The following is a 26212-nucleotide window of genomic DNA, read 5'->3' as shown; positions in this document are numbered from 1 at the left end:
TTTAAAACAACATTTAAAGTGCAAAATGTGGTAGCAAATTAAACAATTTTGAGCGAAGTAAAACTCTATTGCCATACTTTTGTTATTATTATTTTAATTACTTCTGTAAACGCCCAAAGAAACCCTTTAGCTCGCTTCCGGTATTTCTATTTCCTGCGAATTTCACATTTTCACGGCTGTCTTCGATAAATTCTGAAACCGTAGACTTCTGCTATGCTTTAAAAATTTAACTTTGCCATAGCATAAAAGCCGAATCTCTCGGATACAAACAAAAAACGGAAACAAATTCAAAAATGAAGAAGCGTATCGTGATTTTTGCTTCAGGTAGTGGTACCAATACTCAAAACTTAATTCAATACTTTCAGCAAGGGGAAATTGCCGAGGTTGTTCTCGTGCTTTCAAACAAGAAGGATGCCAAAGTGTTAAGCAAAGCTAAAAATCTGAATGTAAAATCGTTACATTTTGAGAAGGCTGAACTAAACTCAGAAACAGGTGTGCTGCAGCTTTTAAAAAATACCCAACCGGACCTTATTGTACTCGCAGGATTTTTACTGAAATTTCCCGATTGTATCCTGAAAGCGTTTCCCAATAAAGTTATCAATATTCATCCGGCACTTCTGCCTAAATACGGTGGAAAGGGCATGTATGGAAGTTATGTACACGAGGCAGTTGTTGCCAATAAAGATAATGAAACCGGAATCACCATTCATTATGTGAATGAAAACTATGACGAAGGCGCGATTATTTTTCAGAAAAGTGTGAAGCTTTCAGAAAAAGACACCGCAATTGATGTTGCGAAAAAGGTGCATGAATTGGAATACAACTTTTTTCCGAAGGTGATTGAGGGGATTTTAAATAAGAATTCGAGAATGGATTCCGACATACGCGAGAAATAAATATGACTAAAAAACAAAAATTCTATGTGGTTTGGTATGGCAATCCCACCGGTATCTTCGGGAGTTGGGAAGAATGTCAACGCTCCATAAAAGGCGTAAAAGGGGCGCAGTATATGGCTTTCGAATCGTTTGCCGAAGCCAAGAAAGCATACAATAAAGAATATACAGATTATAAAGGGAAGGGTGGAAAGAAGAAAAGAACACTTTCGGCCGAAGAATTAAAGAAAATAGGAGATCCCAATTTGTATTCCATCACGGTAGACGCAGCCTCGAGTGGCAATCCCGGACTTATGGAATATCGCGGGGTTGATACGCAAACGCACAAACAGCTTTTTCACCAGGGACCGTTTCAGCAAGGAACCAATAATGTGGGAGAGTTTTTAGCGCTGGTTCACGGACTGGCATTTTTACAACAACAAAAAAGCAACCGAATTTTGTATACCGATTCCCGTATTGCCATGGGTTGGATTAAAAGGAAAAAGTGCAATACAAAATTGAAAGCTACTTCCAAAAACAAACCCTTATTCGAATTAATTTCCAGAGCCGAGACTTGGCTGAAAAACAATACCTACACTACCAAAATTGTAAAATGGGAGACCAAGGCCTGGGGTGAAATTCCTGCCGATTTTGGTAGAAAATAATCGATCGATTTACGTTACTCCAAATTTACCTTTACTATGCTAATGTCTTTTAGATACTCCAGTTTTCGCAGTTCATTTCGCTTTATATAGGCGTAAGACGGCGTGTCGCTAAAGTAAACATACACATAGGTTTTCCCATTCGCCGGATTTATATAAGAAAGGGGTTCGTGTCCTTTGTCTATTAAATTTTCAGTCCAAATTTTTTCCTCATTTGCATCCGAAAATTCTTTGGTCACCAAATAGTATCCCTTCTTTAAAGAGGGAATGGTCGCCACGTCTTTAGCGGTTGCATTATCGGTGACAATGTTTTTTGACTCTCTAAAGATAAATCCTTCCTCGGCAGGAGTTTCTTCAATCTTATTTGAAGCTTCCGCGACGGCAACATCTGCCTCTTTCACAACATCTTCTTCTACTTTTTTCGCAACCACTTCTGGCTCCTTCTTTGTTATCGTTTCAGCTTCCTTTTTTACCGGAGTTTTTACAGTTTCCACAGCTATTTCAGTAATGGGAGCTTTTTTAGCAACCTCAACTTTCGCCTCCTTCTCCACTTCAACCTTCTCTTCCTTGGCAACAACAGGTTTTTCTTTTTTGGTTTCCACAACTATCTCAGTTGCAGGAGACTTTTTAGCAACCTCAATTTTCTCATTTTTTTCCAATATAACTTTCTCTTCCTTGGCGACAACAGACTCTTCTTTTTTGGTTTTCAAAGGGTTGCTCTCTGCGGCAACCTCTGTTGTTTTTGTATTGACAACTCCCTCCGGTTTGTCCGTAATTTCCTTTTCGGAAGTTGTAATTTGGACGATATTTATCATATTATCTTCTTCCGCAATTGCATTTTTATTTGCTTCTGAAGAAGTGTTATTCTTGGAGGTTTGGACAACTGCATCGGAAACAATAGGCTCTTTTTCTTCAACCATTTCAGTGGAGATTTCCTCGGTTACTTCAGGCTCGGTCTTTTCTGTTTTTGTAATTGCAGCTTTCTCTTCTTTTATAGGTTTTTCTAGTACCTCAGCTCCTTTGGGAGTAACTTTCTTCTTTACAGGTTCACTTTTTTCAACTACAGCTACAGCCTTTTTAGTAGCTGTTGCAACCTCCTTTTTTGTTTCTGAAACAACAACTGCATCTGCTCCGGGAGTTGTATCTTCTTTAACTTGGTTTGTTGCTATAGCTCCTGTTTTATCGAAATAGAAATTAGAATTGATTTCAGTTTCAAAAGCCGTAAAAAAGACATAGAATTTATCTTTATCTGTTTGAAACCGAACCGAAGCTTTGGTGGTCTCGTTATCGATTACCTCATTATCCGTATTGGGAATAGGTATTTTTACCACATCAAATCCGAGTGTGTTGCTGCTATTTGGGGTTCTTTCAGTAAACAAATCGGGGCCGGTAGAAATGCTACTCGTAAAGAAGTTGTTGTCTTGTCGCACCGAATTCCCGATATTTTGATAGGTCCTTGTTTTTGAGGTACGAATCGCGACTTCATCGGTCTTTAATTTTGAATCTCCATCCAGGGCTCCAATTGCCAGGGCCGCATTCACAATACCTGTCTCCTTTGCTTTAAATCCGTCGAAAACCACTTCCATAGCCTGTTTGTCAACACCTACCAGCCCATTAAAGGTTGTAAAATACTTTGGGGTGTCCAGTTCGTCTTCATAAACAACATATAACAACCAGCCTCCCGAACTTCCGCCAGGAATGTATCCTTCGGCAGCCTTAATATCACCTACACTGTAAGTGCCATTACGATTTGATGACTTTCTGAGTAATGATGTAACGTTTGCGTAACAGGCATAAGGGATATTGTCTTCAAAAACACCGCTTTTAAAGCTGTCAAAAATAATTTCCCCTTGAATCATTTTATAGTCCGCTCCGGGGGTTTTGAATAAAACCAAATCTATTTTTTGATCACGGTATCCTTGCCCTTTGTATTCTCTGGCATCTCCTCCACTTTTCAACACCCCGAATTCGTACGGATAAAAGGCGCTCCAATAAAGGCCTGCATATGCAATCTTTGAGGCCCCGGCCGGAAGATTTAAAGTCGCCTGACTCGAATTATAGGTTCTTCTATCTTTATCTACGTCGACAAATTTCATAGTAACTTCTTCGTTTGAAAGATCTACGTCGTTCATGGGTTTTGTTGCGTGAGTACCCAGTATGGTATTTCCTATAAGCTTAGAATTCCCCTGAACATAAAGATTCACATTTGAAGTGAAAGACTTCCCTTCTTGAGCAACTCCGGCTTGAAATAAGAACAATGCGTAAAATGCAAGAATAATTTTTTTCATAACGATGATGGAATAAGAGTATGAATTTAACATATTTTATCGAATTAAGAATGGTTTTTTGGAAGAGTAAGCTGAATAAGTAATTCATTTATAGCCTTTTCGCTAAACATTTGTTTCTGTAAAAATGCTTTAAGAAGATAGGATTTTCAGATTCTAAGTGTAATAAAAGCAATACAATTCATCCCAATTCTAAGGTGCTTTATAATAAAATTTGCTGCTAGTATTTGTCTGTGCAATATCGTATCTTTGCACCCTCTTAAAACAAAAAGTTACCCGACTTTTCGGGCCTTAAAGATGAGTAAACTTGTAATTGTAGGAACAGTCGCATTTGACGCTATTGAAACGCCCTTTGGAAAGACCGATAAAATATTAGGTGGTGCAGCGACCTATATCGGACTCGCAGCCTCTCAGTTTAATGTAGAAGGAGCCATTGTTTCGGTTGTTGGAGGAGATTTTCCAAAAGAATACATACAAATGCTCGAATCGAAAGGGATGGATGTTTCTGAATTGGAAATTGTTGCAGACGGAAAAACATTCTTTTGGAGCGGAAAATACCACAACGATATGAATTCTCGCGACACCTTGGCAACCGAGCTGAATGTGTTGGCAGATTTTAGTCCAAAAGTACCTTCAGCCTATAAAAGTGCCGAAGTTGTAATGTTGGGGAATTTACATCCGTTAGTTCAGCTTAGTGTTATCGACCAAATGGAAAATCCGAAGCTCATTGTATTAGATACCATGAATTTTTGGATGGATAATACGCTGGATGAATTGATGCAGGTGATAGCCAAAGTGGATGTGATAACAATAAACGATGAGGAGGCGCGACAATTATCGGGAGAATATTCCCTGGTAAATGCTTCTAAAAAAATTATGAGAATGGGACCCAAGTATGTGGTCATAAAAAAAGGAGAGCATGGGGCGCTTTTATTTCACGGTGATGAAATGTTTTATGCGCCGGCTTTACCTTTGGCCGAAGTATTTGACCCAACCGGTGCTGGTGACACATTTGCCGGAGGATTTTCCGGTTTTTTGGCTAAAACGGAAGATTACAGTTTTGCAAACATGAAAAACGCAATTATATACGGTGCTGCGTTGGCTTCGTTTTGCGTAGAAAAATTTGGAACAGAGCGAATGCTTCAGCTTTCAAAAAAAGAAGTGCATCAGCGCTTACAGCAGTTTAAGAGTTTAACACAATTTGATATAGAACTAACATAAAACACGCCCTGATAATTCGGGGCGTTTTTTGTAGATTTAATAGATAATTTTTTCAGAAAAAATGAGCGACGCTTTAAAACACGAATGTGGAATCGCAGTAGTTAGATTACTGAAGCCTCTGGAGTATTACAAAGAAAAGTACGGAACGGCTTTCTACGGTGTCAATAAAATGTATTTGATGATGGAAAAGCAGCACAATCGCGGACAGGATGGTGCGGGCTTTGCCAGTATTAAGCTGGATGTAAATCCGGGAGAGCGTTATATAAGTCGGGTACGTTCTAATGCTGCTCAACCCATTCAGGATATTTTTGCCCAGATAAATGAACGCATTAACGAAGAATTTGAAGCTCACCCCGAGTACAAGGAGGATGTCAAGGCACAAAAGAAAAACATTCCCTATATAGGTGAATTGTTTTTAGGACATGTGCGCTACGGAACTTTTGGTATTAACAGTGTGGAAAATGTACATCCTTTCTTACGCCAGAATAACTGGATGCACCGAAACCTTATCATTGCCGGTAATTTTAATATGACCAATACAACCGAGTTGTTTGACAATCTTATAAAATTGGGAATGCATCCTAAGGAAAAGGCGGATACGGTAACGGTGATGGAAAAAATTGGTCATTTTCTGGATGATGCGGTGCGGAAATTATACAAAAAGGCAAAGGATAGAGGAATGACAAAAATAGAAGCCTCACCTTATATTGCCGAAAACCTGAATCTGGCAAAAATTCTTCGGAAATCTGCCAAGAACTGGGATGGAGGATATGCCATGGCGGGTCTTTTAGGTCATGGAGATGCCTTTATACTGCGAGATCCTGCAGGAATAAGACCGGCCTATTATTATAAAGATGACGAGGTTATTGTTGTCGCTTCGGAACGTCCGGCCATACAAACTGTTTTTAATGTCCCTTTTGAGGACATTTTTGAAATCGAGCCCGGGAATGCCCTAATTATTAAAAAGGATGGCAGTTTGAGTGCCAAAGAAATATTAGCGCCTTTGGAGCGTAAGTCTTGTTCTTTTGAGCGTATCTATTTTTCTCGCGGAAGTGATGCCGAAATCTATCAGGAGCGGAAAGAACTAGGACGTTTGGTAATGCCAAAAGTGTTGAAAGCTATAGATTACGATACAGAAAATTCGGTGTTCTCTTTTATTCCCAATACGGCCGAAACATCTTTCTACGGAATGCTGGATGCTGCTCAGAACGAATTAAACAAACAAAAAAACGAAGCCATTCTTAGAGAAGAAGGCAGCCTTACCAACGCAAGGCTTGAGGAAATACAAGCGCATAAAATTCGCACCGAGAAGATTGCCATCAAAGATGTAAAATTACGCACCTTTATCACCGATGACAGCAGTAGGGACGATTTGGTGGCGCACGTATATGATGTTACCTATGGGGTTGTAAAAACTACCGACAATTTGGTGATTATTGACGACAGTATTGTAAGAGGGACTACTTTACAAAAGAGTATTCTAAAAATGCTGGATCGCCTAAAACCGAAACAGATAGTTGTGGTCTCATCTGCTCCACAAATTCGTTACCCCGATTGCTATGGAATTGACATGGCGCGCTTGGAACATTTGGTTGCTTTTAACGCAGCCTTGGAATTACACAAAGATCGTGGTACCTACGATATTGTTGAAGAAATTTACCATAAGTGCAAAAAACAACTAGACCTTGTAGACAATGAAGTAATTAATCATGTAAAGGAGTTGTATGCACCATTTAGCGATGAAGAGATTTCCGACAAAATTGCCCATATTATTAGCAATAATAATATCAATGCAAAGGTGAAATTGATTTTCCAGTCGGTTGAAGATTTACACAAGGCATGTCCAAAAAATTTAGGGGATTGGTATTTTACAGGAGATTACCCAACTTCGGGGGGAAATCGCGTTGTTAATAAAGCCTACGTAAATTTCTACGAAGGCAACCCGGAACGTGCCTACTAAAAATCCGAAAAAGGAGCCAAATACTGCTTTTAATCGAATATCTATTCCCTTTATCCAAAAGTAGGAAAAATCTGTATTTGAAAGAATTTTTTGACATATATTTGACACATACCATAGCATAAGTAGGTTAAGTTAATGGTAAGATTTGGGGCAAAAAGGTAAACGCAAGTTTACCTTTTTTTTTGGCCCAAATTCTGGGGTGGCGAGCAACTAAATCTTTCAAATTATGCCCTTTTCTTAATGCGAGCCGCTTTATCACTTTAGAAACTATCAAGTTTACCTTTTTTTTTGGCCCAAATTCTGGGGTGGCGAGCAACTAAATCTTTCAAATTATGCCCTTTTCTTAATGCGAGCCGCTTTATCACTTTAGAAACTATCAAGTTTACCTTTTTTTTTGGCCCAAATTCTGGGGTGGCGAGCAACTAAATCTTTCAAATTATGCCCTTTTCTTAATGCGAGCCGCTTTATCACTTTAGAAACTATCAAGTTTACCTTTTTTTTTGGCCCAAATTCTGGGGTGGCGAGCAATTGAATCCTTCTCATCTCCACTTATCTCAATGCGAGCCGTTTTATATCTTCATGAACTTCTGTTTAGCTTTTTTACGCTTTGGAGTTCGAATTGAAGGGGGCGGGTACAATCTCATTCGTTTAAGCTGCTGAAACGTTAAACTTAAAGCCGGTCTAAGAAAAATCTGCCAACTATTATATAATAAAGAATGGAATTTATATTCTGGAAGAATAAAGGCTATTTGTTCCCGATAAGGCTACCTTTTCTTCTAATTTTGTTATTATCCTAGTGCCTTAATAGACGTTTACTACAAAATAGGTGCTTTTTAACGAGAAAAACAGTTATTGGTCTAAAAGTTTATTTTCAAAAATAAATTATAGCATATATTTGAATATACCATAGCATAAGTAGGTTAAGTTCATGGTAGATTTGGGGCAAAAAAAGGTAAACTCTTGTTTACCTTTTTTTATGCACCAAATCCAATGGGGTGGCGAGTAATTGTTTCTTCTTATATACCATAAACCACTCAACGAGCCGTTTACTACTTTCCTGCAACTTCTGTTAACCTTTTTTACACTTTGGAGTTCCAATTGAAGGGAGCTGGTACAATCTAATTCGCGTATGCCGCTTTCGCGGGTACCTTCAACAAATGTCCACAGGACATTCGATTTTGTTTTCCATTTCGTCCATGCTCAATGCCAAGCAAAATTTCTTTGCGGTAAGGTGGCGAGTAATTGTTTCTTCTTATATACCATAAACCACTCAACGAGCCGTTTACTACTTTCCTGCAACTTCTGTTAACCTTTTTTACACTTTGGAGTTCCAATTGAAGGGAGCTGGTACAATCTAATTCGCGTATGCCGCTTTCGCGGGTACCTTCAACAAATGTCCACAGGACATTCGATTTTGTTTTCCATTTCGTCCATGCTCAATGCCAAGCAAAATTTCTTTGCGGTAAGGTGGCGAGTAATTGTTTCTTCTTATATACCATAAACCACTCAACGAGCCGTTTACTACTTTCCTGCAACTTCTGTTAACCTTTTTTACACTTTGGAGTTCCAATTGAAGGGAGCTGGTACAATCTAATTCGCGTATGCCGCTTTCGCGGGTACCTTCAACAAATGTCCACAGGACATTCGATTTTGTTTTCCATTTCGTCCATGCTCAATGCCAAGCAAAATTTCTTTGCGGTAAGGTGGCGAGTAATTGTTTCTTCTTATATACCATAAACCACTCAACGAGCCGTTCACTACTTTCCTGCAACTTCTGTTTACCTTTTTTACACTTTGGAGTTCCAATTGAAGGGAGCTGGTACAATCTAATTCGCGTATGCCGCTTTCGCGGGTACCTTCAACAAATGTCCACCGGACATTCAAATCTATGCTCAGCTTAATGCGAGCTAGCCTGCGGGAAGCAGGATGTTTTCTTTTTACCCAACTAAAAATCTTTCACATAAAAAAAGACGCCCCTAGTATCTAAGAACGTCCATTAATTTATAATAGTTATATTCTATTTGTTTTGCTGGTATCTCGCCGAAACTTCTTCCCAATTAATTACATTAAAAAAAGCACTTACATAATCGGGTCTTCTATTCTGATAATTCAGGTAATAGGCGTGCTCCCAAACATCCAATCCCAAGATTGGAGTACCTCCACAGCCTACACCCGGCATCACCGGGTTGTCTTGGTTGGGTGTTGAACATACATCAACTTTTCCTCCCTTATGAACACATAACCAGGCCCATCCCGATCCAAACTGTGTTTTTGCGGCATTCGAAAATTCTTCCTTAAAGGCATCAAAACTCCCAAAGGCCGTGTTAATTGCTTCCGCCAACTCTCCTGTTGGTTTTCCACCACCATCGGGAGACATTACCTCCCAAAATAATCTGTGATTGTAAAAACCGCCGCCATTATTTCTTACGGCTTTGTTATTCATATCAAGGTTTATCAAAATATTTTCTATGGTTTTACCTTCCATATTTGTGCCCTCAATGGCCTTATTTAAATTGTCTGTATATCCTTGATGGTGCTTACCATGGTGAATTTGCATGGTTTTGGCATCAATATGTGGTTCTAATGCATCGTGTGCATAGTTTAATTTTGGTAATTCAAAAGACATGATTTTAAAGTTTTTTGTGTGAATACTTTCGTTAACTACTTCAAAAATACATATTAATGGAGTGATATAGTGTTATAGAATTTATAAGATTTCTATAGTATCATAGATTAAGTTGATAAATACTATTTTAGCCTTGTCTTTTTAATATCTTAGTAAAAAAGTCTCTTGCAACAATCAACCGCCTTTAATATTTATAACGCCTCTGCCGGGAGCGGGAAAACTTTTACCCTTGTAAAAGAATATCTCAAGCGGATATTAGTATCCAAAAATGAAGGATTCTACAAAAATTTACTAGCGATTACCTTTACCAATAAGGCCGTTGCCGAAATGAAACAGCGCATTATTACCAATCTTGTTTTATTTTCAAATCCTGAAGCACTTTCACAACCTCCCGAAATGTTGCTTCAAATATCCAAAGAAACTGCTCTCTCTATCGAATACATTCATCAGCAATCGCAAAAAATACTAAAACATTTATTGCATCATTATGCCGGTTTCAATGTTGAAACCATAGATCGTTTTAACCATCAGCTTATCCGCACCTTTGCCCGCGATTTAAAACTGCCTCAAAACTTCGAAGTGAGTCTGGACATAGGTGCTTTAATTGCCGAAGCCGTAGACCAACTTGTTAACAAGGCAGGAGAAGATCCGGAAATCACAAAGGTGCTGTTGGATTTTGCCATGGAAAAGACAGATGATGATAAATCCTGGGATATCACCAAAGATATAGCTCTGGCTGCGCAAATTCTGGCGAACGAAAACGATGCGCCTCATGTCGCAAAACTAAGAGATAGAACCCTCAAAGATTTTGTGGTCTTTAAAAAACGATTGTTGCTACAGAAAAATGAAATTGCTGCTAAAATTCAGCAAAAAGCTTCTGAAACCATACAACTGATAGAAGAAAGCGGACTGCAATTTGACGATTTCAGCAGCTCCTACCTTCCAAAACATTTTGCAAATCTAGCCTCAGGTGCCTTCTATTTGAACTTTAGTGCTAAATGGCAGGAGACTATGGGTGAAAAACCACTCTATCCGGGTAGAGTCGCTAAAGATACTCCCGAAATAATTCCGGTTATTGAAACCTTGACACCAAACTTTATTGAAAATTTTGAAATCACCAAACAATGGGTGTACGAGCTGTCTCTCATCGAAGCCGTACTAAAAAATATAACGCCCCTATCGGTTATAAATCTGGTGCAGCAGGAATTGCAAATCATTAAAGAAGAGCAGGCAATATTGCCCATTTCCGAATTTAACTCTCTAATTAACAACGAAATTAAAAATCAGCCGGCGCCCTTTATCTACGAGCGGTTGGGAGAAAAGTACCGACATTTTTTTATCGATGAGTTTCAGGACACCTCCTTTATGCAATGGCAAAATTTAATTCCGCTAATCGACAATGCATTGTCGCAACAAACCTTCGATGAGGAACAAGGTAGTCTCCTTCTGGTAGGTGACGCCAAGCAGTCCATTTATCGTTGGCGCGGTGGTCTTCCCGAACAGTTTATTGCCCTTTGTAATGAGGAAAATCCTTTTCATTCCGAAAAAACAGTCTTAAATCTGGAAACTAATTTCCGAAGTTGTAAAAACATCATTGACTTCAACAATGCCTTCTTTAGTTTAATAGCACCGTATTTTGACAATGTGATACATGCCAATTTGTATGAAATCGGGAATCGCCAATTTTCTACTCAGAAGCATGGCGGATATGTAAAATTTGAATTTGTTGATCCAGAAAACAAAGCCGAAGCCGATGTTCTTTATGGTGAATTAGTGCACAATACCCTTCAAAAAATCTGTGACAGCGAATTCACCCTGCAGGACGTTTGTATTCTAACCCGTACAAAAAAAGAAGGGATTGCCATTGGCGCCTATTTGATGGAAAAAAATATTCTTATTATTTCTTCTGAAACGCTTCTACTCCAGTCTTCCCCGGTAGTTCAATGTCTGGTAGACGCCTTGACACTGGCGCTTTATCCCGAAAATGAAGAGGTGAAAATTAATTTGTTAGGGTTTTTACACCATCATTTTCAGATTGCTGAAGCACAACACACTTTTTTCAGTCAATTTTTAAATCGTTCTATTGAAGAATTTGAAGAAAATTTGAAGTCGTATGGGATAGATTTCAAGATTTCGGCAATGCAATCGGTTTCTTTATACGAAAGCTGTGAATATTGCTGCAATCAATTTCAGCTTTATAAAAAATCGGATGGCTATTTATACGGCTTTATGGACTTTGTCTTCGATTTCCAACAGCGTCCGCTGGCAGGAAAATTGGCCTTTTTAGACCATTGGGAGTCCAAAAAAGAATCTGCCAGTATTCCCGCTGCCATCACTTCGGAAGCTGTCCGAATTATGACAATTCACAAAGCGAAAGGCCTTGAGTTTCCGGTCGTAATTTTTCCCTTCGCCGATGTTGAAATATATAATGAAAGAAGCGCAAAAACTTGGTTTCCGTGGGAAAATGATGCCGATATTTTTGATGAGGTGTATATAAACTACAAAAATGACGTGGCCAATTACGGTGCCGTCGGGGAACAAGTTTACAGGGAACGCCGAGAAACACTAGAGCTGGACAATTTGAACCTGTTATATGTGGCACTAACACGCTCTATCGAGCAATTATATGTTTTTGCTACACTTCCGAAGGAAATCAAAGCTGAAAAACCTATGAGTTTTAATCAGTTTTTTGCAGAATTTCTGAAAAAGGAAGGAAAATGGGATGAAAATTCGAGTACTGCCGAATTTGGGACTTCGAAAAGATCCTTACAGCCGGAGATCCCTGAAAGTTTCAAACAGGTGGCGCCCCTTTACATTTCATCATTACCAAAAGAGCATAATTTAAAAATAGTTTCGGCCGAAGCACTTCTTTGGGATACCGCTGTTGAAGCCTCCATTACTGCCGGAAATTTGCTACATGACACCATGGCAAAGATTAAAACTACAGAAGATATTACTTCTGTTTTTGAAGACCTAATATTACAATCTGTAGTTTCAGCCGAAGAATTATTCAAATTAAAGGATGCAGTGAGCCAAATTACAAGTCATCCCATGTTGGCGCATTTGTTTGACATTTCAGCAACTAATGTTGTGAACGAGCGCGATATCATTACCTCGAAAGGCGATTTGCTGCGCCCCGACCGATTGAATTTCCATGAAAATGCTTCGGTTACAGTAGTCGATTACAAGACCGGCAACCCTTCAGAAACACATAAAAGCCAAATTAATCGCTATGCTTCGGCGCTGGAAGAAATGGATTTCAGAATTTCAGAAAAAATATTGGTTTATGCTTCCGAAGAAAAAATTATGGTAAATAAAGTATAAATTTGAAGTCTCAAAAAAACAGGATACCATGTACGGAAAAATAAAACAACACCTACAAAACGAACTTCAGGACATAAAAGACAACGGACTTTATAAAAAAGAACGCATTATAACCTCGCCTCAGGATGCAGAAATCACCATTTCGACGGGAGAAACCGTTATCAATTTTTGTGCAAACAACTATTTAGGGCTTTCCTCAAATAAAGAAGTGATACAGGCAGCCAAGGATGCCATGGACACACATGGATTTGGAATGTCGTCGGTACGCTTTATCTGCGGAACACAGGATATTCACAAGGAATTGGAGCAAAAAATTGCCGATTACTACCGCACGGAAGATACCATATTGTACGCTGCAGCCTTCGATGCCAACGGTGGCGTTTTCGAACCTTTGTTGGGCCCGGAAGATGCTATTATTTCAGATTCATTAAATCATGCATCAATAATTGATGGGGTTCGTTTGTGTAAGGCCGCCCGTTACCGCTATGAAAACAGTAACATGGAAGATTTGGAAAAGCAGCTAATGGCAGCCAATAAGGCCGGAACCCGTTTTAAAATTATAGTAACAGACGGCGTTTTCTCAATGGATGGCTTGGTAGCTCCGTTAGATAAAATATGTGACCTGGCCGACAAATATGACGCCCTGGTTATGATAGACGAATGCCATGCAGCAGGTTTTATTGGGGAAACAGGGCGCGGAACCCTTGAAGAAAAAGGCGTCATGGGTCGAATCGACATCATAACGGGAACCTTAGGAAAGGCTTTGGGAGGTGCTATGGGAGGTTATACAACCGGGAAAAAAGAAATAATCGAGATGCTACGTCAGCGGTCCCGACCTTATTTGTTTTCAAATTCGTTGGCGCCGGCCATTGTTGGGGCATCTATTAAGGTTTTCGAGATGCTATCCAAGGACACCTCATTAAGAGATCGTTTGGAAAACAACACAAATTACTTTAAAAAAGGAATGAAAGCGGCCGGTTTCGATATAATTGATGGGGATTCGGCTATTGTTCCTGTAATGCTGTACGATGCACAGCTCTCTCAAAATATGGCCGACATGCTATTGGAAGAAGGGATTTATGTTATTGGCTTCTTTTATCCCGTGGTGCCAAAGGGCAAAGCGCGAATAAGAGTTCAATTGTCGGCAGCACATAGCAAAGAACATCTCGATAAAGCCATCAATGCATTTAAAAAAGTAGGTGCCAAACTCGAAATAATAAAGGCCTAACTTGTTTTATTTATATATTATTCTCTTTAATTTTATCAAAATTTTAATAGATTTGCTTTTGTTTATAAGTTTTAACAACTTACTTTTGCTCTAATTAACACTTAAAAATTAAACAATCGAATATGAAACATCTTAACACTTTTTTAGTTGCTACACTTTTACTTTTAGGAGTTGGAGTAGCTAACGCACAAGACGAAAACAATCCTTGGGCAATCGAGGTTGGTGTAAACGCTGTTGACACCTTCCCTGTAGGTCTAAGAGATGGCCAAACAGAGTCTGACGCTCTTAATGGAGACCTTTTTGAAGAATTTTATAATGTAAATGACCACTGGAATATTGTTCCATCTGTGTCCAAAGTATCTATTGGTAGATACATAGGAAGTGGTTTCTCGTTTGCTGCTGTTGGAACTATCAACAAGATTGAAAAAATGGGTGATGTATCAGTTGATGATTTATCATACATTGCTGCCGATGGAGAAATTAAGTACAGCTTTAGAGACCTTATTAATGGTCCAGGAGGTTGGTTTGACCCATCTATTGGTGTAGGTGGTGGTTACACTTGGGTTGATGATATTGGGTTTGGTACCGCTAACGGTCTTGCTTCAGTTCGTATTTGGATTGGTGAGAATTTAGGTGTAAACTTCCAAACTGCTTATAAGCATGCTTTTGAAGATGCTTACGGTGTAAAACACTTCCAGCATTCTGCAGGAGTTGTGTTTAAATTCGGTGGAAAAGATACCGACGGTGATGGAATCTTCGACAAAGATGACGAATGTCCTGAAACTCCTGGTTTACCAGAATTCAACGGATGTCCTGACACAGACGGTGATGGAATCGAAGACAGAAACGATGCTTGTCCTAATACTCCTGGTTTAGCTGAATTCAACGGATGTCCTGATACAGACGGTGATGGTATTCCAGATCCACAAGATGCTTGTCCTACTGTTTTTGGTCTAGCTGCACTTAACGGATGTCCTGATGCTGACGGTGATGGAATCACTGATGCTGAAGATGCTTGTCCAAACGAAGCTGGTCCTAAGGCTAACAATGGTTGTCCTTACCAAGACAGAGACGGTGACGGTGTATTAGACAAAGATGATCAGTGTCCAGATGTACCTGGTACTGTTGCAAACAAAGGTTGTCCAGAAGTAACTGTTGAGATTATCCAACAATTGAACGAGTACTCTAAAACTATCTTGTTCGACTACGACAAAGCAACTATTCGTCAAGAGTCTTACTCTGCATTGCAAAGTATCGCTAACATCATGAAGGAATATCCTAACACTACTTTCCATATTGAAGGTCATACAGACAGTAGAGGTAGTGATGCTTACAACATGAAGCTTTCTAAAGAAAGAGCTGCTTCTGTAATGAATTACCTAACCACTATTGGAATGACTTCTAACAGATTGACTTCTGAAGGTTACGGTGAAGCTCGTCCGGTTGCAACTAATAATACTGCAGCAGGAAGACAACAAAACAGACGTGTTGAAATTTCTCTACAGAAATAAGAAACACCTTAATAAATAATTGAGAAACGCCTCCTTTTACGGAGGCGTTTTTTATTTTAGCGGTATGCAAACATTCCTCGAAGAGACTTTACATACCCTTAAAAATAAACACGGGAATCTTGCCGAACTAATCCTTGTACTTCCCAGTAAAAGAGCCGGTGGTTTCTTAAAAAATTACCTTCGGAATTCTGCAGTCAAAACTGAATTTGCTCCCACAATTATTAGTATTGAAGAGTTTATCGAAACACTCTCCGATCTGCGAATTATCAGTAGTACCGAGCTTCTCTTTAAAAGTTATGACGCCTACCTCAAGACTGAAGGCATTTCAGAAAAGGAAAGCTTCGAAACATATACTTCCTGGGCAACAACCCTCCTAAATGACTTTAACGAAATTGACAGATATCTGGTAGAGCCTAAGGCATTCTTCAGTTATTTGGGCAGTATAAAAACCCTGGAGAAATGGAACGTACAGGACGAAAAAACACCTCTCATTGAAGGTTACCTGCATTTCTGGAGTCAATTGCCTCTTTTTTATGAAACATTAAAAGAACTTTTGCTTCACGAAGATTCCGGGTATCAAGGATTGGTCTATCGAAAAGCTTCCGAGGATATTGAACATTACATACATCAACACGGCGCTAAAAGGCATGTTTTCATTGGTTTTAACGCGCTAAATAATGCCGAACAGCATATTATTCAGGAATTGCTGGAAACCGGTAATACCGAAGTGTTTTGGGACACAGACACCCGCTTCTACAAAGACATTAAACACAGTGCCTCCTTATTTCTAAGACAGTATCAAAAGGAGTGGAAATCCTTCGAACATACCTCCTTTCAGCAAAACGCAAACAATTTTAAAACCGAAAAGAAATTTACCTTTGTAGAGGTTCAAAAAAATATGGGGCAGGTCAAATATTTGGCCAACCTACTATCAGGATATACTCCGGAACAATTAAACAAAACCGCTGTTGTACTAGCTGATGAGGCCTTATTACTGCCTGTAATTAATTCTTTGCCCAAAACTGTTTCCCAGGCCAATATTACTATGGGAATACCTTTAAAATCCTTCCCAACCGCTGTTTTTTTTGAAACTCTACTGCATTTTCACTTAAAAGAGGTTGAGGCAATCTATTACAAAGATGTCCTAACACTGTTAAATCATCCTGTGGCTTCCCATTTGCTGGAGTACCCTCAGGAAATAATCGCAAAGATCACCCAACAGAATACTGCTTATACTTCTTTGGAACAGCTTCAGTCGTGGGGCGGAGTAAAAAATGAAGCCATTATTGCCTTACTTTTTTCGACCTGGAATAACGAGAGTGCTAAAGCATTACAGTCTTGTATTCAGTTAATATTAACAGCCAAAAATCAATTTCAGGAACAAGCATTGGATAGAGTTGTGCTATATAAACTATTTACGGTCTTCGAAGAAATTGAAGCCTTAAACGCCAATTTTCCCCATAGCAAGACAATAAAAACGGTTCATAGTTTATTTGTAGAGTTAATCGCAACAACCTCCCTCGACTTTGAAGGAGATGCCTATGAGGGACTTCAAATAATGGGTGTTCTGGAAACAAGGGTATTGGATTTCGAAAATATCATCATGCTTTCTGTAAATGAAGGCATATTACCTTCAGGAAAATCGAATGCCTCTTTTATTACGTACGATCTAAAACAACAATTCGGACTTCCCTCCTACACCGAAAAAGATGCGATTTACACCTATCATTTTTATCGCTTGCTGCATCGAACATCCCAGGCGACATTTATGTATAATTCGCATGCCGATGGTTTAAATTCGGGTGAAAAAAGCAGGTTTCTCCTGCAACTTGAAGTCGAAAAGCAAACGAATCATATTATCGAAAAAGTTGTTGTAAATCCGCCGGTATACCTCGAACCAAAAACACCTAGGAGTATTGCAAAAACTCCTGCTGTTATGGAGCGATTACAAGAGATTGCTCAAAAAGGGTTTTCTCCCTCGGCGCTTACGAGTTACATTCGAAATCCGATTGATTTTTACTATCAAAAGATTTTGAAGATTAATGAATTTCAGGAGGTGGAAGAGACTGTAGCATACAATACGTTGGGAACCATTGTACATGATTCGCTCCAGGAATTGTATGAACCCTGGGAAAGAAGTTTTTTAAATGTTGAAATGCTTCAGAAAGCCAAGTCTCAAATAGACACAGTAGTTACAAAACAGTTCAAAAGGACCTTTAAAGAGGGCAACTTTTCGAGAGGGAAAAATCTGATCATTTTTGAAGTGGCCAAGCGCTATATTTCAAATTTTATCAATCTTGAAATTTCAGAAATTTCCGCCGGAAATACAATTAAAATCATACAGATTGAAACCGATCTAAAAGTAGAAATTCCTATTGAAGGCCTCTCCTTTCCTGTTGCTATTGGAGGAAAAGTAGACAGAGTAGACGAGTACAATGGGGTGCTTCGCATTGTCGACTACAAAACCGGCATGGTGCAACAGGGTGAGCTGGAAATTGTAGACTGGAATCTTATTGCCGAAGAGTATAAATACAGCAAGGCGTTTCAGGTTTTAGCCTATGCCCTGATGATGAACGGTTCAGTACCCATAGTTTCGGCAGAGGCCGGAATCATTTCTTTTAAAAACCTCAACAACGGATTCTTAAAATTCGGCACAAAAGAGAAGCCGGGGAGCAGGACCAAAGACCAGCTGGTGACACAAGCAACCTTAGATTCTTTTACGGAAGAGCTTAAAAAACTGTTGCTCGAAATTTGTAATCCTACCATTCCCTTTACCGAAAAAGAAATCGAATAATATGATTGTGCAACAAAATAATATCTTGCAACAAGACGGTGCAAAACCCGTTGTTTATGATTTTTATTACAATGACACCCCTGAAGCGAAACCGGTGGTGATATTTTGTCATGGCTACAAAGGCTTTAAAGATTGGGGTGCCTGGCATTTGGTTGCAAAGGCCTTTGCAGAAGCAGGTTTCTATTTTTTAAAATTCAACTTTTCTCATAACGGAGGTACGGTAGATCAGCCCATAGATTTCCCAGATTTGGAAGCCTTTGCACAGAATAATTATTCGAAAGAGATGTCCGATCTGGATAAGGTGCTGAATTTTATAGTTTCTGAAATAAAGCCACCTTCGGTTTATGTAATAGGACATAGTCGTGGTGGCGCAATTGCCTTACTGAAAGCTGCGGAAGATGCTCGCATTAATAAGGTTGTTACCTGGGCGGGAGTAAGTGATTTTAAAGTGCGGTTTCAGGAAGGATCCGAAGCTTTTAAGTTGTGGAAACAAACGGGTAGGACCTATGTAGAAAACAGTAGAACGCACCAACAGCTGCCACACGATTGGCAATTCTATGAAGATTTTATGGCGAATGAAGAACGGCTAACCATTAAGCGTGCTGCTCAAAACCTCACAAAACCATTGTTGCTCGTTCATGGCGGCGAGGATGGGACCGTGCCGGTAAAAGAAGCTGAATTGTTACACAGTTGGAATCCACATAGCAAACTGGAAATTATTGAAGGTGCAGACCACGTTTTTGGTGCATCACATCCGTGGGAAACACATGTTATGCCTCCCTTGCTTAAAAAAGCAGTTGATTCCACTGTTGATTTCCTGAAATAAAAAAAGCAATGCTTTCGCATTGCCTTCTCCTGTGGAGAATATCGGAGTAGCTGCGCTCGTCCGAAAAATAGCGCCCTGCTGCAAATAGGAAATCGATCTTGCAGAGCCGATTTTTCTTATTTCATTCGAAACTCAAAGCAAGCTTCGGTTTCTCTGAAATAAAAAAATCCGTACTTCAGTACGGATTTCCTGCTTGATGTGGAGAATATCGGAGTCGAACCGATGACCTCTACGCTGCCAGCGTAGCGCTCTAGCCAGCTGAGCTAATCCCCCTTTTGGCATTGAAGTTGCGAATATAATAAAAATTTATTCTTGTACAGGTAAAACCAACAAAGGTTTACTTGTGTGAAATTCTCTTTTCATAATCTCGTTTTTCTCCCACAGCTTTTTAAAGAATCCGCGTTTTCTTCGCACTACACATAACATATCAGGGTGAAAATGCTGAAAGTGTTCTAAAACTCCTTGAAATGTAGTTGCATTTCTGGCAATTGTATAGGAAGATTGAATCTCTTTTAAATTGTCGGTAACCTGCATCAGCTCATCTGTACTTTCCGGTGTTTCCACGTGCAATACATGTACCTCGGTCTTAAACATTCTTACAAATTTCCTTATCGGTTCCAAGATAAAGTCCTTTTCAAAATTTCCGTTCTTAAACGCCATCAACATTGTCTTGGGCTTTGTGAATTTGGCGCCTTCGGGAACGATTAGTATAGGAATATTGGTGTGTTTCAATAACTTCCCGGAAGTTTTCCCTAAAAATACTTCTTCTTTAATCGAATTACTCCGTGGTGCAAGCACCATAAGGTCTATAGGAATCTGTCTATTTACACGGTTAATTCCTTCCAGTATTTCCCCCTTTATAGGATGTGCAATTACCGAAACTCCTTTCTTGTCTACTTTTGTAACAATCTCTTCTAAAAGATGTTCGGTGTCTTCCTTTAAAATAGTATTCACCTTTGAAAGCCCGGCTACCTTCGATAATTCCTGAAATACCGAAACTACATATACATTCGCATCAATAGCCTTGGCTAGGTCGATGGCGTATTGCAGATTACTGGCCGAGTTCTCTGAAGATCCTATGGGAACCAATATATTTTTCATCGTTATTTCTATTCTTTTATATTAAATTCGTCTTGCTGTTATCCGCAATCCAGTGCAAAATTAATTCATTATATATGATTAGGCATGCGAAACCCTCAGAAATTGAGAAAATTATAACAATTACCCGCGCCTGTGCCGCTAAAATGGTTTCTGAAAATATTTTTCAATGGAACGAATTCTATCCCAACAAGGAAGCATTTCAAAAAGATATGGTCCGAAACGAATTGTATGTCCTTCTCCATGCTGAAGAAATTGTAGGCTGCATTGTAATTTCTTCTGTAAAAGATGCGGAATACGACGATATTACATGGCTCACCAAAGATAGCGCTCATTATTACATTCACAGACTGGCGGTGAATCCACAATTTCAGGGACGTGGCTGCGCCAGACTCCTGATGGATTTTGCCGAAAAACTTGGTAGAGAAAATAATAAAGCCTCTATTAGATTGGACACTTTCAGTCAAAATCTGCGCAATCAAAAATTTTATGAAGCAAGAGGCTATCAGCGTTTAGGAAATATTTTCTTTCCGAAGCAAAGTCAACATCCATTTTATTGTTACGAGTTGGTTTTGTCGCATCAATAGTTCTTACCGGAACATCACTAAAACCAATAGATTTCTTCCCAATGACCCATTCGTTTTTTCTACTTTTGTAACGCCCAATGGAAAAAACCAACATCTCCTTTAAGCGTATTCAACAACTCGCAATTCCTGCAATTTTATCGGGTATTGCCGAGCCTGTTCTTTCCAGTACCGATGCCGCAATTGTAGGAAACATCCCTGAATTTGGCACTGAGGCATTGGCCGCTGTTGGAATTGTAGGCTCTTTTCTCTCCATGCTAATCTGGATTTTGGCGCAAAGTCGCAGTGCCATTTCGGCCATTGTTTCACAAAATCTGGGTGCAGGAAAAATCAGTGAGTTGCAAAATTTCCCGGCGCAAGCCATTTATTTCAATATCCTACTTAGCTTTATCGTTCTCTTTTCCACCTACTTTTTTGTGGAAGAAATCTTCTCGTTTTTAAATGCCGACGGACTTATCCTTTCCTATAGCATAGACTATTATAACATTCGCGTATGGGGTTTTCCGTTAACCTTATTCACCTTTGCTGTTTTTGGATTATTCAGAGGGCTGCAAAACACCTTTTGGCCCATGATTATTGCAGCCTCAGGAGCCCTGGTAAACATAGGTCTTGACATTGCATTTGTCTACGGAATTGAAGATTACATTCCTGCCATGGGAATTAAAGGTGCTGCATGGGCGAGTTTAATTTCGCAGGCACTAATGGCTTTATTGGCATTAATTTTCCTCTTGAAAAAAACTCAGGTTTCTCTGCGATTACGCTTCCCAATACATCCCGAAATTCACCGCCTCGTTTCTATGAGTTTCAACCTGTTTGTCCGCTCTCTAGCCTTAAATATTGCCTTGTTATTGGCTGTAAGACAAGCCACAGGTTTAGGGAAAGAATATATTGCCGCGCACGCCATTGCGATAAACATCTGGCTGTTCACTGCCTTTTTTATAGACGGGTACGGAGCCGCCGGAAATATACTTGGCGGAAAACTTTTGGGCGCCAAAGATTACACTTCTCTTTATAAACTTACCAAACGCGTAAATCTCTATAATTTGGGAGTCGCCGGTTTGCTGGTACTTGCAGGTATTATTTTTTATAAACCTCTGGGATTGTTATTCAACAAAGACATGGAGGTACTCACTATTTTCTACGGCATGTTCTTTATGGTATTAATAAGTCAGCCCATAAACGCGCTGGCCTTTACATTCGATGCCTTGTTTAAAGGGTTGGGAGAAATGGCCTATTTGCGAAATGTACTGCTGGGCGCGACTCTCATAGGCTTTATTCCTGTCTTGTATCTCGCTCATTATATGGATTGGGGACTCATCGGGATCTGGCTTGCTATATTGGTGTGGATAAGCTATCGGGCCATTGCTTTACTTATCAAATTCAAAAGGAAATACATCCCCTTAATGGAAAAATAAATACATTTACAATAAAAATTACAATGGATATTCTACGTTTTTTAGGCGGAACAGGTCTCTTTCTGGTCTTGGGAATTCTACTTATTATTGTGGTGATCTACAAAAAAATAAAGAAACGCTAATTAGCGGGTTTTTAACCATCCCGTAATACTCAATCGCTCCGAAGCTTTTACCGGTTTCACCTCGTGCTCGATCACCTGACTTTCAAAAATAACCATTCTCCCTGGTAAGGGAAGAAGGTCTAAGGTTTCGTTGGGAAGATAAAGTGTAAGCTCTCCCCCATTCTCTTTGGGCCAGTTGGCTTCATTCAAATAACAAACGATGGACAATTTCCGCCGATCGTCGTTGGCGAAGGTGTCAAGATGTCGCTTGTAAAAAGTGCCGGTAGGATACAAGGCATAATGGAATTCCTTCTGAAAAATTCCCATAAAACAGGTTTTATTCAGGTAGGTAACGAGCGAATTTATCTTCTTGAAAAACAATTCTTCGGCCAATGTTATTTTGCTTTCATCTATCCAGGAAATAAAATCTCCCCGAATGCTTTTGTCGATTTCCTCATTTGTCCAATTCCCTACAGCCGATTTTTTAAATCCGATGGTTCGGTGGCGCTCCAGCAAAGCATTGCGCAAGGCAACAACTTCTGCTTCGTCATAAAAATGATCGATAACAGCAAACTTTTGTTCCAATAAATTGGTAATAATCGTTTCAAATAAAGGATTTTCAGCAAAATCCAGTTGTTCAAAAAGTTCCTGTTCGATTATCATACTATTTAAAAAAGTCAGCAAATATACTTCAGAAAACTATTGGTTGTTATAAAATATGATTTTTCTAAATACCGTATCTTTACCTATCAATTTAAACGTATGAGCAACATTCGTATCACAAAGCAATTCTCTTTTGAAACCGGCCATGCCCTCTATGGCTACGACGGAAAATGCCGCAACGTCCACGGTCACAGCTACAAACTCTCGGTGACAGTGGTTGGCAATCCTATTAGTGATACCTCTCATGTGAAATTTGGGATGGTCATCGATTTTGGGGACTTAAAGAAAATTGTAAAGGAAGAAATTGTCGATGTGTTTGACCATGCGACTGTTTTCAATAAAAACACCCCTCATGTTGAATTGGCGAAAGAATTATCGGATAGAGGTCATAGTGTGTTATTGGTGAACTATCAGCCTACGAGTGAGATGATGGTAATCGATTTTGCCGGAAAAATTAAAGCCCGTTTGCCCAAGAATATCCAACTGCATTCGTTAAAGCTTCAGGAAACTGCTACAAGCTATGCCGAATGGTTTGCTTCCGAAAATTAATTCGAAGTGTCATATGCATCCGTTAAAGGGTCTTTTTCTATATATTTGAAACATGCAAATCCCGCAAGGAAAAAAAGTTTACTTCTCCAGCGATAATCATCTTGGCGCACCCTCTCCCGCCGAAAGTCTGCCGCGTGAAAAGAAATTTGTCGCATGGCTCGATATCGTAAAACAGGATGCCGCCGCCATTTTTCTATTGGGAGATTTGTTCGATTTCTGGTTCGAATATAAAACCGTTGTCCCAAAAGGTTTTGTGCGCGTGCTCGGTAAGCTAGCTGAAATTAGTGACAGCGGCATTCCCATCTATTTTTTTGTGGGAAATCACGATCTGTGGATGCGGGATTATTTTGAAAAGGAACTAAACATCCCCACCTTTCGGGAACCCAAAGAATTTACCTTTAACAACAAGACATTCTTTATAGGACATGGCGACGGGAAAGGTCCCGGCGACAAGGGTTATAAGCGTATGAAAAAGGTCTTTACCAATCCGTTTTTTAAATGGTGCTTCCGATGGTTTCATCCCGAACATGGGATGCGGTTGGCGCACTATCTTTCAGTAAAAAACAAATTAATTTCGGGAGATGAGGATCGAAAATTTTTGGGAGAAGAAAACGAGTGGCTCGCACAATACGCCAAGCGAAAGCTGGAAACGCAGCATTACGATTATTTTATATTCGGGCACAGACACTTTCCCATGGAAATTCAGGTGGGCGAGAAATCGACTTACTTCAATTTAGGCGATTGGATTCATCATTATACCTATGGTGTCTTCGACGGTGAGAAATTTGAATTGAAAGAATTTACTCCTTAAGATCTTTAATTTTTAGCTGAAGGCTCACATTTCCCTGCCATTCATTCTCCTCGATGGCGTACACAACTTTAAATGGCGCCTTGTTACAAGCAATGTCTTGTTTGTTTCCCAATCCGAAGCCGATACCCACAAATTGTCCCGAATTTCCCTGCTGCATGGTCAATCGTAAATGCGACTTGTCTTCACCCACACATTTCCCCCAGCCCGTGTCTTTCACATTCTGAGACAAAAACACCGGAGCCAAATTTCCCGGCCCAAAGGGTGCAAATTGCTTCAAAATTCGGTAAAGTTTCGGCGTGATATCACTGAAATTGATTTCGGCATCGATTCTTAATTCGGGTGTTAGCAGCTTCGGATCTATGGTTTCTGAAACCACCTTTTCAAATTCGGCTTTAAATTTTTCAAAATCCTTTTCAAACAAGGTAAGTCCGGCGGCGTACTTATGCCCTCCAAACTGTTCAATATGTTCGGCACAGGCTTCCAATGCATTGTACACATCAAAATCCTTTACCGATCGTGCCGAAGCAGCCAGTTTTTCTCCGCTTTTGGTAAAAACCAAGGTAGGGCGATAATAGGTTTCAGTAAGACGGGATGCGACAATTCCGATCACACCCTTATGCCAATTTGCGTCATAAACAACCGTTGTCATACGTTGCTCTTCCCCATTTTCTATTATTTTCTGAAGGGCTTCTTCGGTAATTTGTTGATCGGCTTCTTTTCTGTCTGAGTTGTACTGCTCAATTTCTGCAGCCCAGGCAATGGCTTCATCTGCATCGGTTTCAGTAAGTAATGAAACAGCATGATTGCCATGCTTCATTCTCCCCGCAGCATTAATACGTGGCGCTATGATAAAAACCACATCGGTAATGGTGAGGGTTTCTTTTTTTACTTGTTTCAGAATCGCTTTAATTCCAATACGTGGATTCGAATTAATTACTTTGAGGCCGTAGTGTGCCAATATCCTGTTTTCGCCTGTAATAGGAACGATGTCGGCCCCAATTGCGGTCGCCACCAGATCTAAATACAATAATAAATCGTTCATCCCCAAACCTCTTTTTTCTGAAAGCGCCTGCACCAATTTAAATCCGACGCCACACCCGCACAATTCTTTATAGGGATAATTGCAATCTTCGCGTTTCGGGTCTAAAACAGCAACGGCTTTTGGTAGTTCGGGTCCCGGCCTGTGGTGATCACAAATAATAAAGTCGATCCCCTTTTCGGAAGCATAACTTACCTTATCAATAGCTTTAATTCCACAATCGAGTGCAATAATCAGTGAAAAATCGTTGTCGGCTGCAAAGTCTATTCCTTTATAAGAAATGCCGTATCCTTCATCGTATCGATCGGGAATATAGGTTGCCACATTCGGGTAATAGGATTTTAAATAAGAAGAAAGCAGCGCAACACTGGTGGTGCCGTCTACATCGTAATCGCCGTAAATTAAGATGTTTTCTTCGGAAGCGATCGCAGTTTCAATTCGGGCAACGGCTTTGTCCATGTCCTGCATCAAAAACGGACTGTGAAGATTGTCCAGACTTGGACGAAAGAATTCTTTGGCTTCTTCAAAAGTTTCGATGCCCCGCTGAAGCAACAAAGAAGCGATAATAGGTTCAACTCCAAGGGCATTCGATAACTGCTCAATTTTTTGAGGAGCCGGTTTGGGTTTTAGTATCCAACGCATG

At 39.7% G+C, this 26212-nt stretch carries 18 protein-coding genes and 1 tRNA gene; 13 read left to right on the top strand and 6 right to left on the bottom strand.

Translation table 11 applies throughout. The features are described 5' to 3' along the window. Positions 1 to 293 precede the first annotated feature (293 nt). Positions 294 to 896, top strand: a complete 603-nt coding sequence (purN, locus tag ATE92_RS05690) for a phosphoribosylglycinamide formyltransferase (RefSeq protein ID WP_100802787.1) — start codon at positions 294 to 296, stop codon at positions 894 to 896. A 2-nt stretch (positions 897 to 898) separates the two neighbouring features. After that, entirely contained in the window at positions 899 to 1537 is a 639-nt protein-coding gene (locus ATE92_RS05685; protein WP_100802786.1) for a viroplasmin family protein, read from the top strand. Positions 1538 to 1551: 14 nt separating this feature from the next. On the opposite strand, the gene ATE92_RS05680 is transcribed toward ATE92_RS05685, so the two are convergent. Beyond that, a complete protein-coding gene (locus ATE92_RS05680) occupies positions 1552 to 3822 on the bottom strand; it encodes a hypothetical protein (protein ID WP_100802785.1) in 2271 nt (756 codons plus the stop codon). Positions 3823 to 4116: 294 nt separating this feature from the next. On the opposite strand from ATE92_RS05680, the gene ATE92_RS05675 reads away from it, so the two are divergent. Together ATE92_RS05675 and ATE92_RS05670 are read left to right on the top strand one after the other, a co-directional pair. Beyond that, positions 4117 to 5040: a PfkB family carbohydrate kinase gene (locus ATE92_RS05675; RefSeq protein ID WP_100802784.1), complete on the top strand. Its 924-nt coding sequence runs from the start codon at positions 4117 to 4119 to the stop codon at positions 5038 to 5040. Between the two features lie 61 nt (positions 5041 to 5101). Continuing rightward, positions 5102 to 7000, top strand: a complete 1899-nt coding sequence (locus ATE92_RS05670; RefSeq protein WP_100802783.1) for a hypothetical protein — start codon at positions 5102 to 5104, stop codon at positions 6998 to 7000. A gap of 2017 nt (positions 7001 to 9017) precedes the next feature. On the opposite strand, the gene ATE92_RS05660 is transcribed toward ATE92_RS05670, so the two are convergent. Next, entirely contained in the window at positions 9018 to 9626 is a 609-nt protein-coding gene (locus tag ATE92_RS05660) for a superoxide dismutase (RefSeq protein ID WP_100802781.1), read from the bottom strand. Between the two features lie 165 nt (positions 9627 to 9791). Here ATE92_RS05660 and ATE92_RS05655 point away from each other — a divergent pair, with 165 nt between their 5' ends. The 5 genes from ATE92_RS05655 to ATE92_RS05635 all read left to right on the top strand — a co-directional run bounded on the left by ATE92_RS05655 (position 9792) and on the right by ATE92_RS05635 (position 19309). Continuing rightward, complete coding sequence (locus ATE92_RS05655; protein ID WP_100802780.1) at positions 9792 to 12950, top strand: exodeoxyribonuclease V subunit beta; 3159 nt, start codon at positions 9792 to 9794, stop codon at positions 12948 to 12950. 28 nt (positions 12951 to 12978) lie between these two features. After that, entirely contained in the window at positions 12979 to 14178 is a 1200-nt protein-coding gene (gene kbl, locus ATE92_RS05650; protein ID WP_100802779.1) for a glycine C-acetyltransferase, read from the top strand. A 122-nt stretch (positions 14179 to 14300) separates the two neighbouring features. Beyond that, positions 14301 to 15689 carry an OmpA family protein gene (locus ATE92_RS05645; RefSeq protein ID WP_100802778.1) on the top strand — a complete coding sequence of 463 codons (1389 nt, stop codon included), beginning with the start codon at positions 14301 to 14303 and terminating at the stop codon, positions 15687 to 15689. 64 nt (positions 15690 to 15753) lie between these two features. Then, on the top strand, positions 15754 to 18483 hold the full coding sequence (locus tag ATE92_RS05640) for a PD-(D/E)XK nuclease family protein (RefSeq protein ID WP_100802777.1): 2730 nt from the start codon (positions 15754 to 15756) through the stop codon (positions 18481 to 18483). Between the two features lies 1 nt (position 18484). Further along, positions 18485 to 19309, top strand: a complete 825-nt coding sequence (locus ATE92_RS05635) for a S9 family peptidase (protein ID WP_100802776.1) — start codon at positions 18485 to 18487, stop codon at positions 19307 to 19309. Positions 19310 to 19508: 199 nt separating this feature from the next. Here ATE92_RS05635 and ATE92_RS05630 read toward each other — a convergent pair. Next, positions 19509 to 19582: transfer RNA gene (locus tag ATE92_RS05630), tRNA-Ala, on the bottom strand. 33 nt (positions 19583 to 19615) lie between these two features. Beyond that, positions 19616 to 20410, bottom strand: a complete 795-nt coding sequence (locus ATE92_RS05625) for a universal stress protein (RefSeq protein ID WP_100802775.1) — start codon at positions 20408 to 20410, stop codon at positions 19616 to 19618. A gap of 74 nt (positions 20411 to 20484) precedes the next feature. Here ATE92_RS05625 and ATE92_RS05620 point away from each other — a divergent pair, with 74 nt between their 5' ends. Both ATE92_RS05620 and ATE92_RS05615 read left to right on the top strand, forming a co-directional pair. Next, a complete protein-coding gene (locus ATE92_RS05620; RefSeq protein WP_100802774.1) occupies positions 20485 to 20994 on the top strand; it encodes a GNAT family N-acetyltransferase in 510 nt (169 codons plus the stop codon). 77 nt (positions 20995 to 21071) lie between these two features. Further along, positions 21072 to 22406, top strand: a complete 1335-nt coding sequence (locus tag ATE92_RS05615; RefSeq protein WP_100802773.1) for an MATE family efflux transporter — start codon at positions 21072 to 21074, stop codon at positions 22404 to 22406. A gap of 122 nt (positions 22407 to 22528) precedes the next feature. On the opposite strand, the gene ATE92_RS05610 is transcribed toward ATE92_RS05615, so the two are convergent. Then, positions 22529 to 23170 carry a 2OG-Fe(II) oxygenase gene (locus ATE92_RS05610; RefSeq protein ID WP_100802772.1) on the bottom strand — a complete coding sequence of 214 codons (642 nt, stop codon included), beginning with the start codon at positions 23168 to 23170 and terminating at the stop codon, positions 22529 to 22531. A 99-nt stretch (positions 23171 to 23269) separates the two neighbouring features. On the opposite strand from ATE92_RS05610, the gene ATE92_RS05605 reads away from it, so the two are divergent. Next, positions 23270 to 23719, top strand: coding sequence for a 6-carboxytetrahydropterin synthase (locus ATE92_RS05605; protein ID WP_100802771.1), 450 nt, complete (start codon positions 23270 to 23272; stop codon positions 23717 to 23719). A 52-nt stretch (positions 23720 to 23771) separates the two neighbouring features. Next, complete coding sequence (locus ATE92_RS05600; RefSeq protein ID WP_100802770.1) at positions 23772 to 24530, top strand: UDP-2,3-diacylglucosamine diphosphatase; 759 nt, start codon at positions 23772 to 23774, stop codon at positions 24528 to 24530. Here ATE92_RS05600 and recJ read toward each other — a convergent pair. After that, positions 24520 to 26211, bottom strand: a complete 1692-nt coding sequence (gene recJ, locus ATE92_RS05595; protein ID WP_100802769.1) for a single-stranded-DNA-specific exonuclease RecJ — start codon at positions 26209 to 26211, stop codon at positions 24520 to 24522. The genes ATE92_RS05600 and recJ overlap by 11 nt on opposite strands. Position 26212: the final 1 nt, after the last annotated feature.

Origin of the sequence: Ulvibacter sp. MAR_2010_11 (assembly GCF_002813135.1) — a bacterium.
Taxonomy (GTDB): Bacteria; Bacteroidota; Bacteroidia; order Flavobacteriales; family Flavobacteriaceae; genus Altibacter.
Note: the sequence above shows the minus strand (reverse complement) of the source record. Positions and strands in the feature narration are given on the sequence as shown.

What these genes read in the sequence shown, in the direction of transcription:
- purN (WP_100802787.1), top strand. Translation starts at nt 294, where the DNA reads ATGAAGAAGCGTATCGTGATTTTTGCTTCAGGTAGTGGTACCAATACT.
- ATE92_RS05685 (WP_100802786.1), top strand. Translation starts at nt 899, where the DNA reads ATGACTAAAAAACAAAAATTCTATGTGGTTTGGTATGGCAATCCCACC.
- ATE92_RS05680 (WP_100802785.1), bottom strand. Translation starts at nt 3,822, where the DNA reads ATGAAAAAAATTATTCTTGCATTTTACGCATTGTTCTTATTTCAAGCC.
- ATE92_RS05675 (WP_100802784.1), top strand. Translation starts at nt 4,117, where the DNA reads ATGAGTAAACTTGTAATTGTAGGAACAGTCGCATTTGACGCTATTGAA.
- ATE92_RS05670 (WP_100802783.1), top strand. Translation starts at nt 5,102, where the DNA reads ATGAGCGACGCTTTAAAACACGAATGTGGAATCGCAGTAGTTAGATTA.
- ATE92_RS05660 (WP_100802781.1), bottom strand. Translation starts at nt 9,626, where the DNA reads ATGTCTTTTGAATTACCAAAATTAAACTATGCACACGATGCATTAGAA.
- kbl (WP_100802779.1), top strand. Translation starts at nt 12,979, where the DNA reads ATGTACGGAAAAATAAAACAACACCTACAAAACGAACTTCAGGACATA.
- ATE92_RS05645 (WP_100802778.1), top strand. Translation starts at nt 14,301, where the DNA reads ATGAAACATCTTAACACTTTTTTAGTTGCTACACTTTTACTTTTAGGA.
- ATE92_RS05640 (WP_100802777.1), top strand. Translation starts at nt 15,754, where the DNA reads ATGCAAACATTCCTCGAAGAGACTTTACATACCCTTAAAAATAAACAC.
- ATE92_RS05635 (WP_100802776.1), top strand. Translation starts at nt 18,485, where the DNA reads ATGATTGTGCAACAAAATAATATCTTGCAACAAGACGGTGCAAAACCC.
- ATE92_RS05625 (WP_100802775.1), bottom strand. Translation starts at nt 20,410, where the DNA reads ATGAAAAATATATTGGTTCCCATAGGATCTTCAGAGAACTCGGCCAGT.
- ATE92_RS05620 (WP_100802774.1), top strand. Translation starts at nt 20,485, where the DNA reads ATGATTAGGCATGCGAAACCCTCAGAAATTGAGAAAATTATAACAATT.
- ATE92_RS05615 (WP_100802773.1), top strand. Translation starts at nt 21,072, where the DNA reads ATGGAAAAAACCAACATCTCCTTTAAGCGTATTCAACAACTCGCAATT.
- ATE92_RS05610 (WP_100802772.1), bottom strand. Translation starts at nt 23,170, where the DNA reads ATGATAATCGAACAGGAACTTTTTGAACAACTGGATTTTGCTGAAAAT.
- ATE92_RS05605 (WP_100802771.1), top strand. Translation starts at nt 23,270, where the DNA reads ATGAGCAACATTCGTATCACAAAGCAATTCTCTTTTGAAACCGGCCAT.
- ATE92_RS05600 (WP_100802770.1), top strand. Translation starts at nt 23,772, where the DNA reads ATGCAAATCCCGCAAGGAAAAAAAGTTTACTTCTCCAGCGATAATCAT.
- recJ (WP_100802769.1), bottom strand. Translation starts at nt 26,211, where the DNA reads ATGCGTTGGATACTAAAACCCAAACCGGCTCCTCAAAAAATTGAGCAG.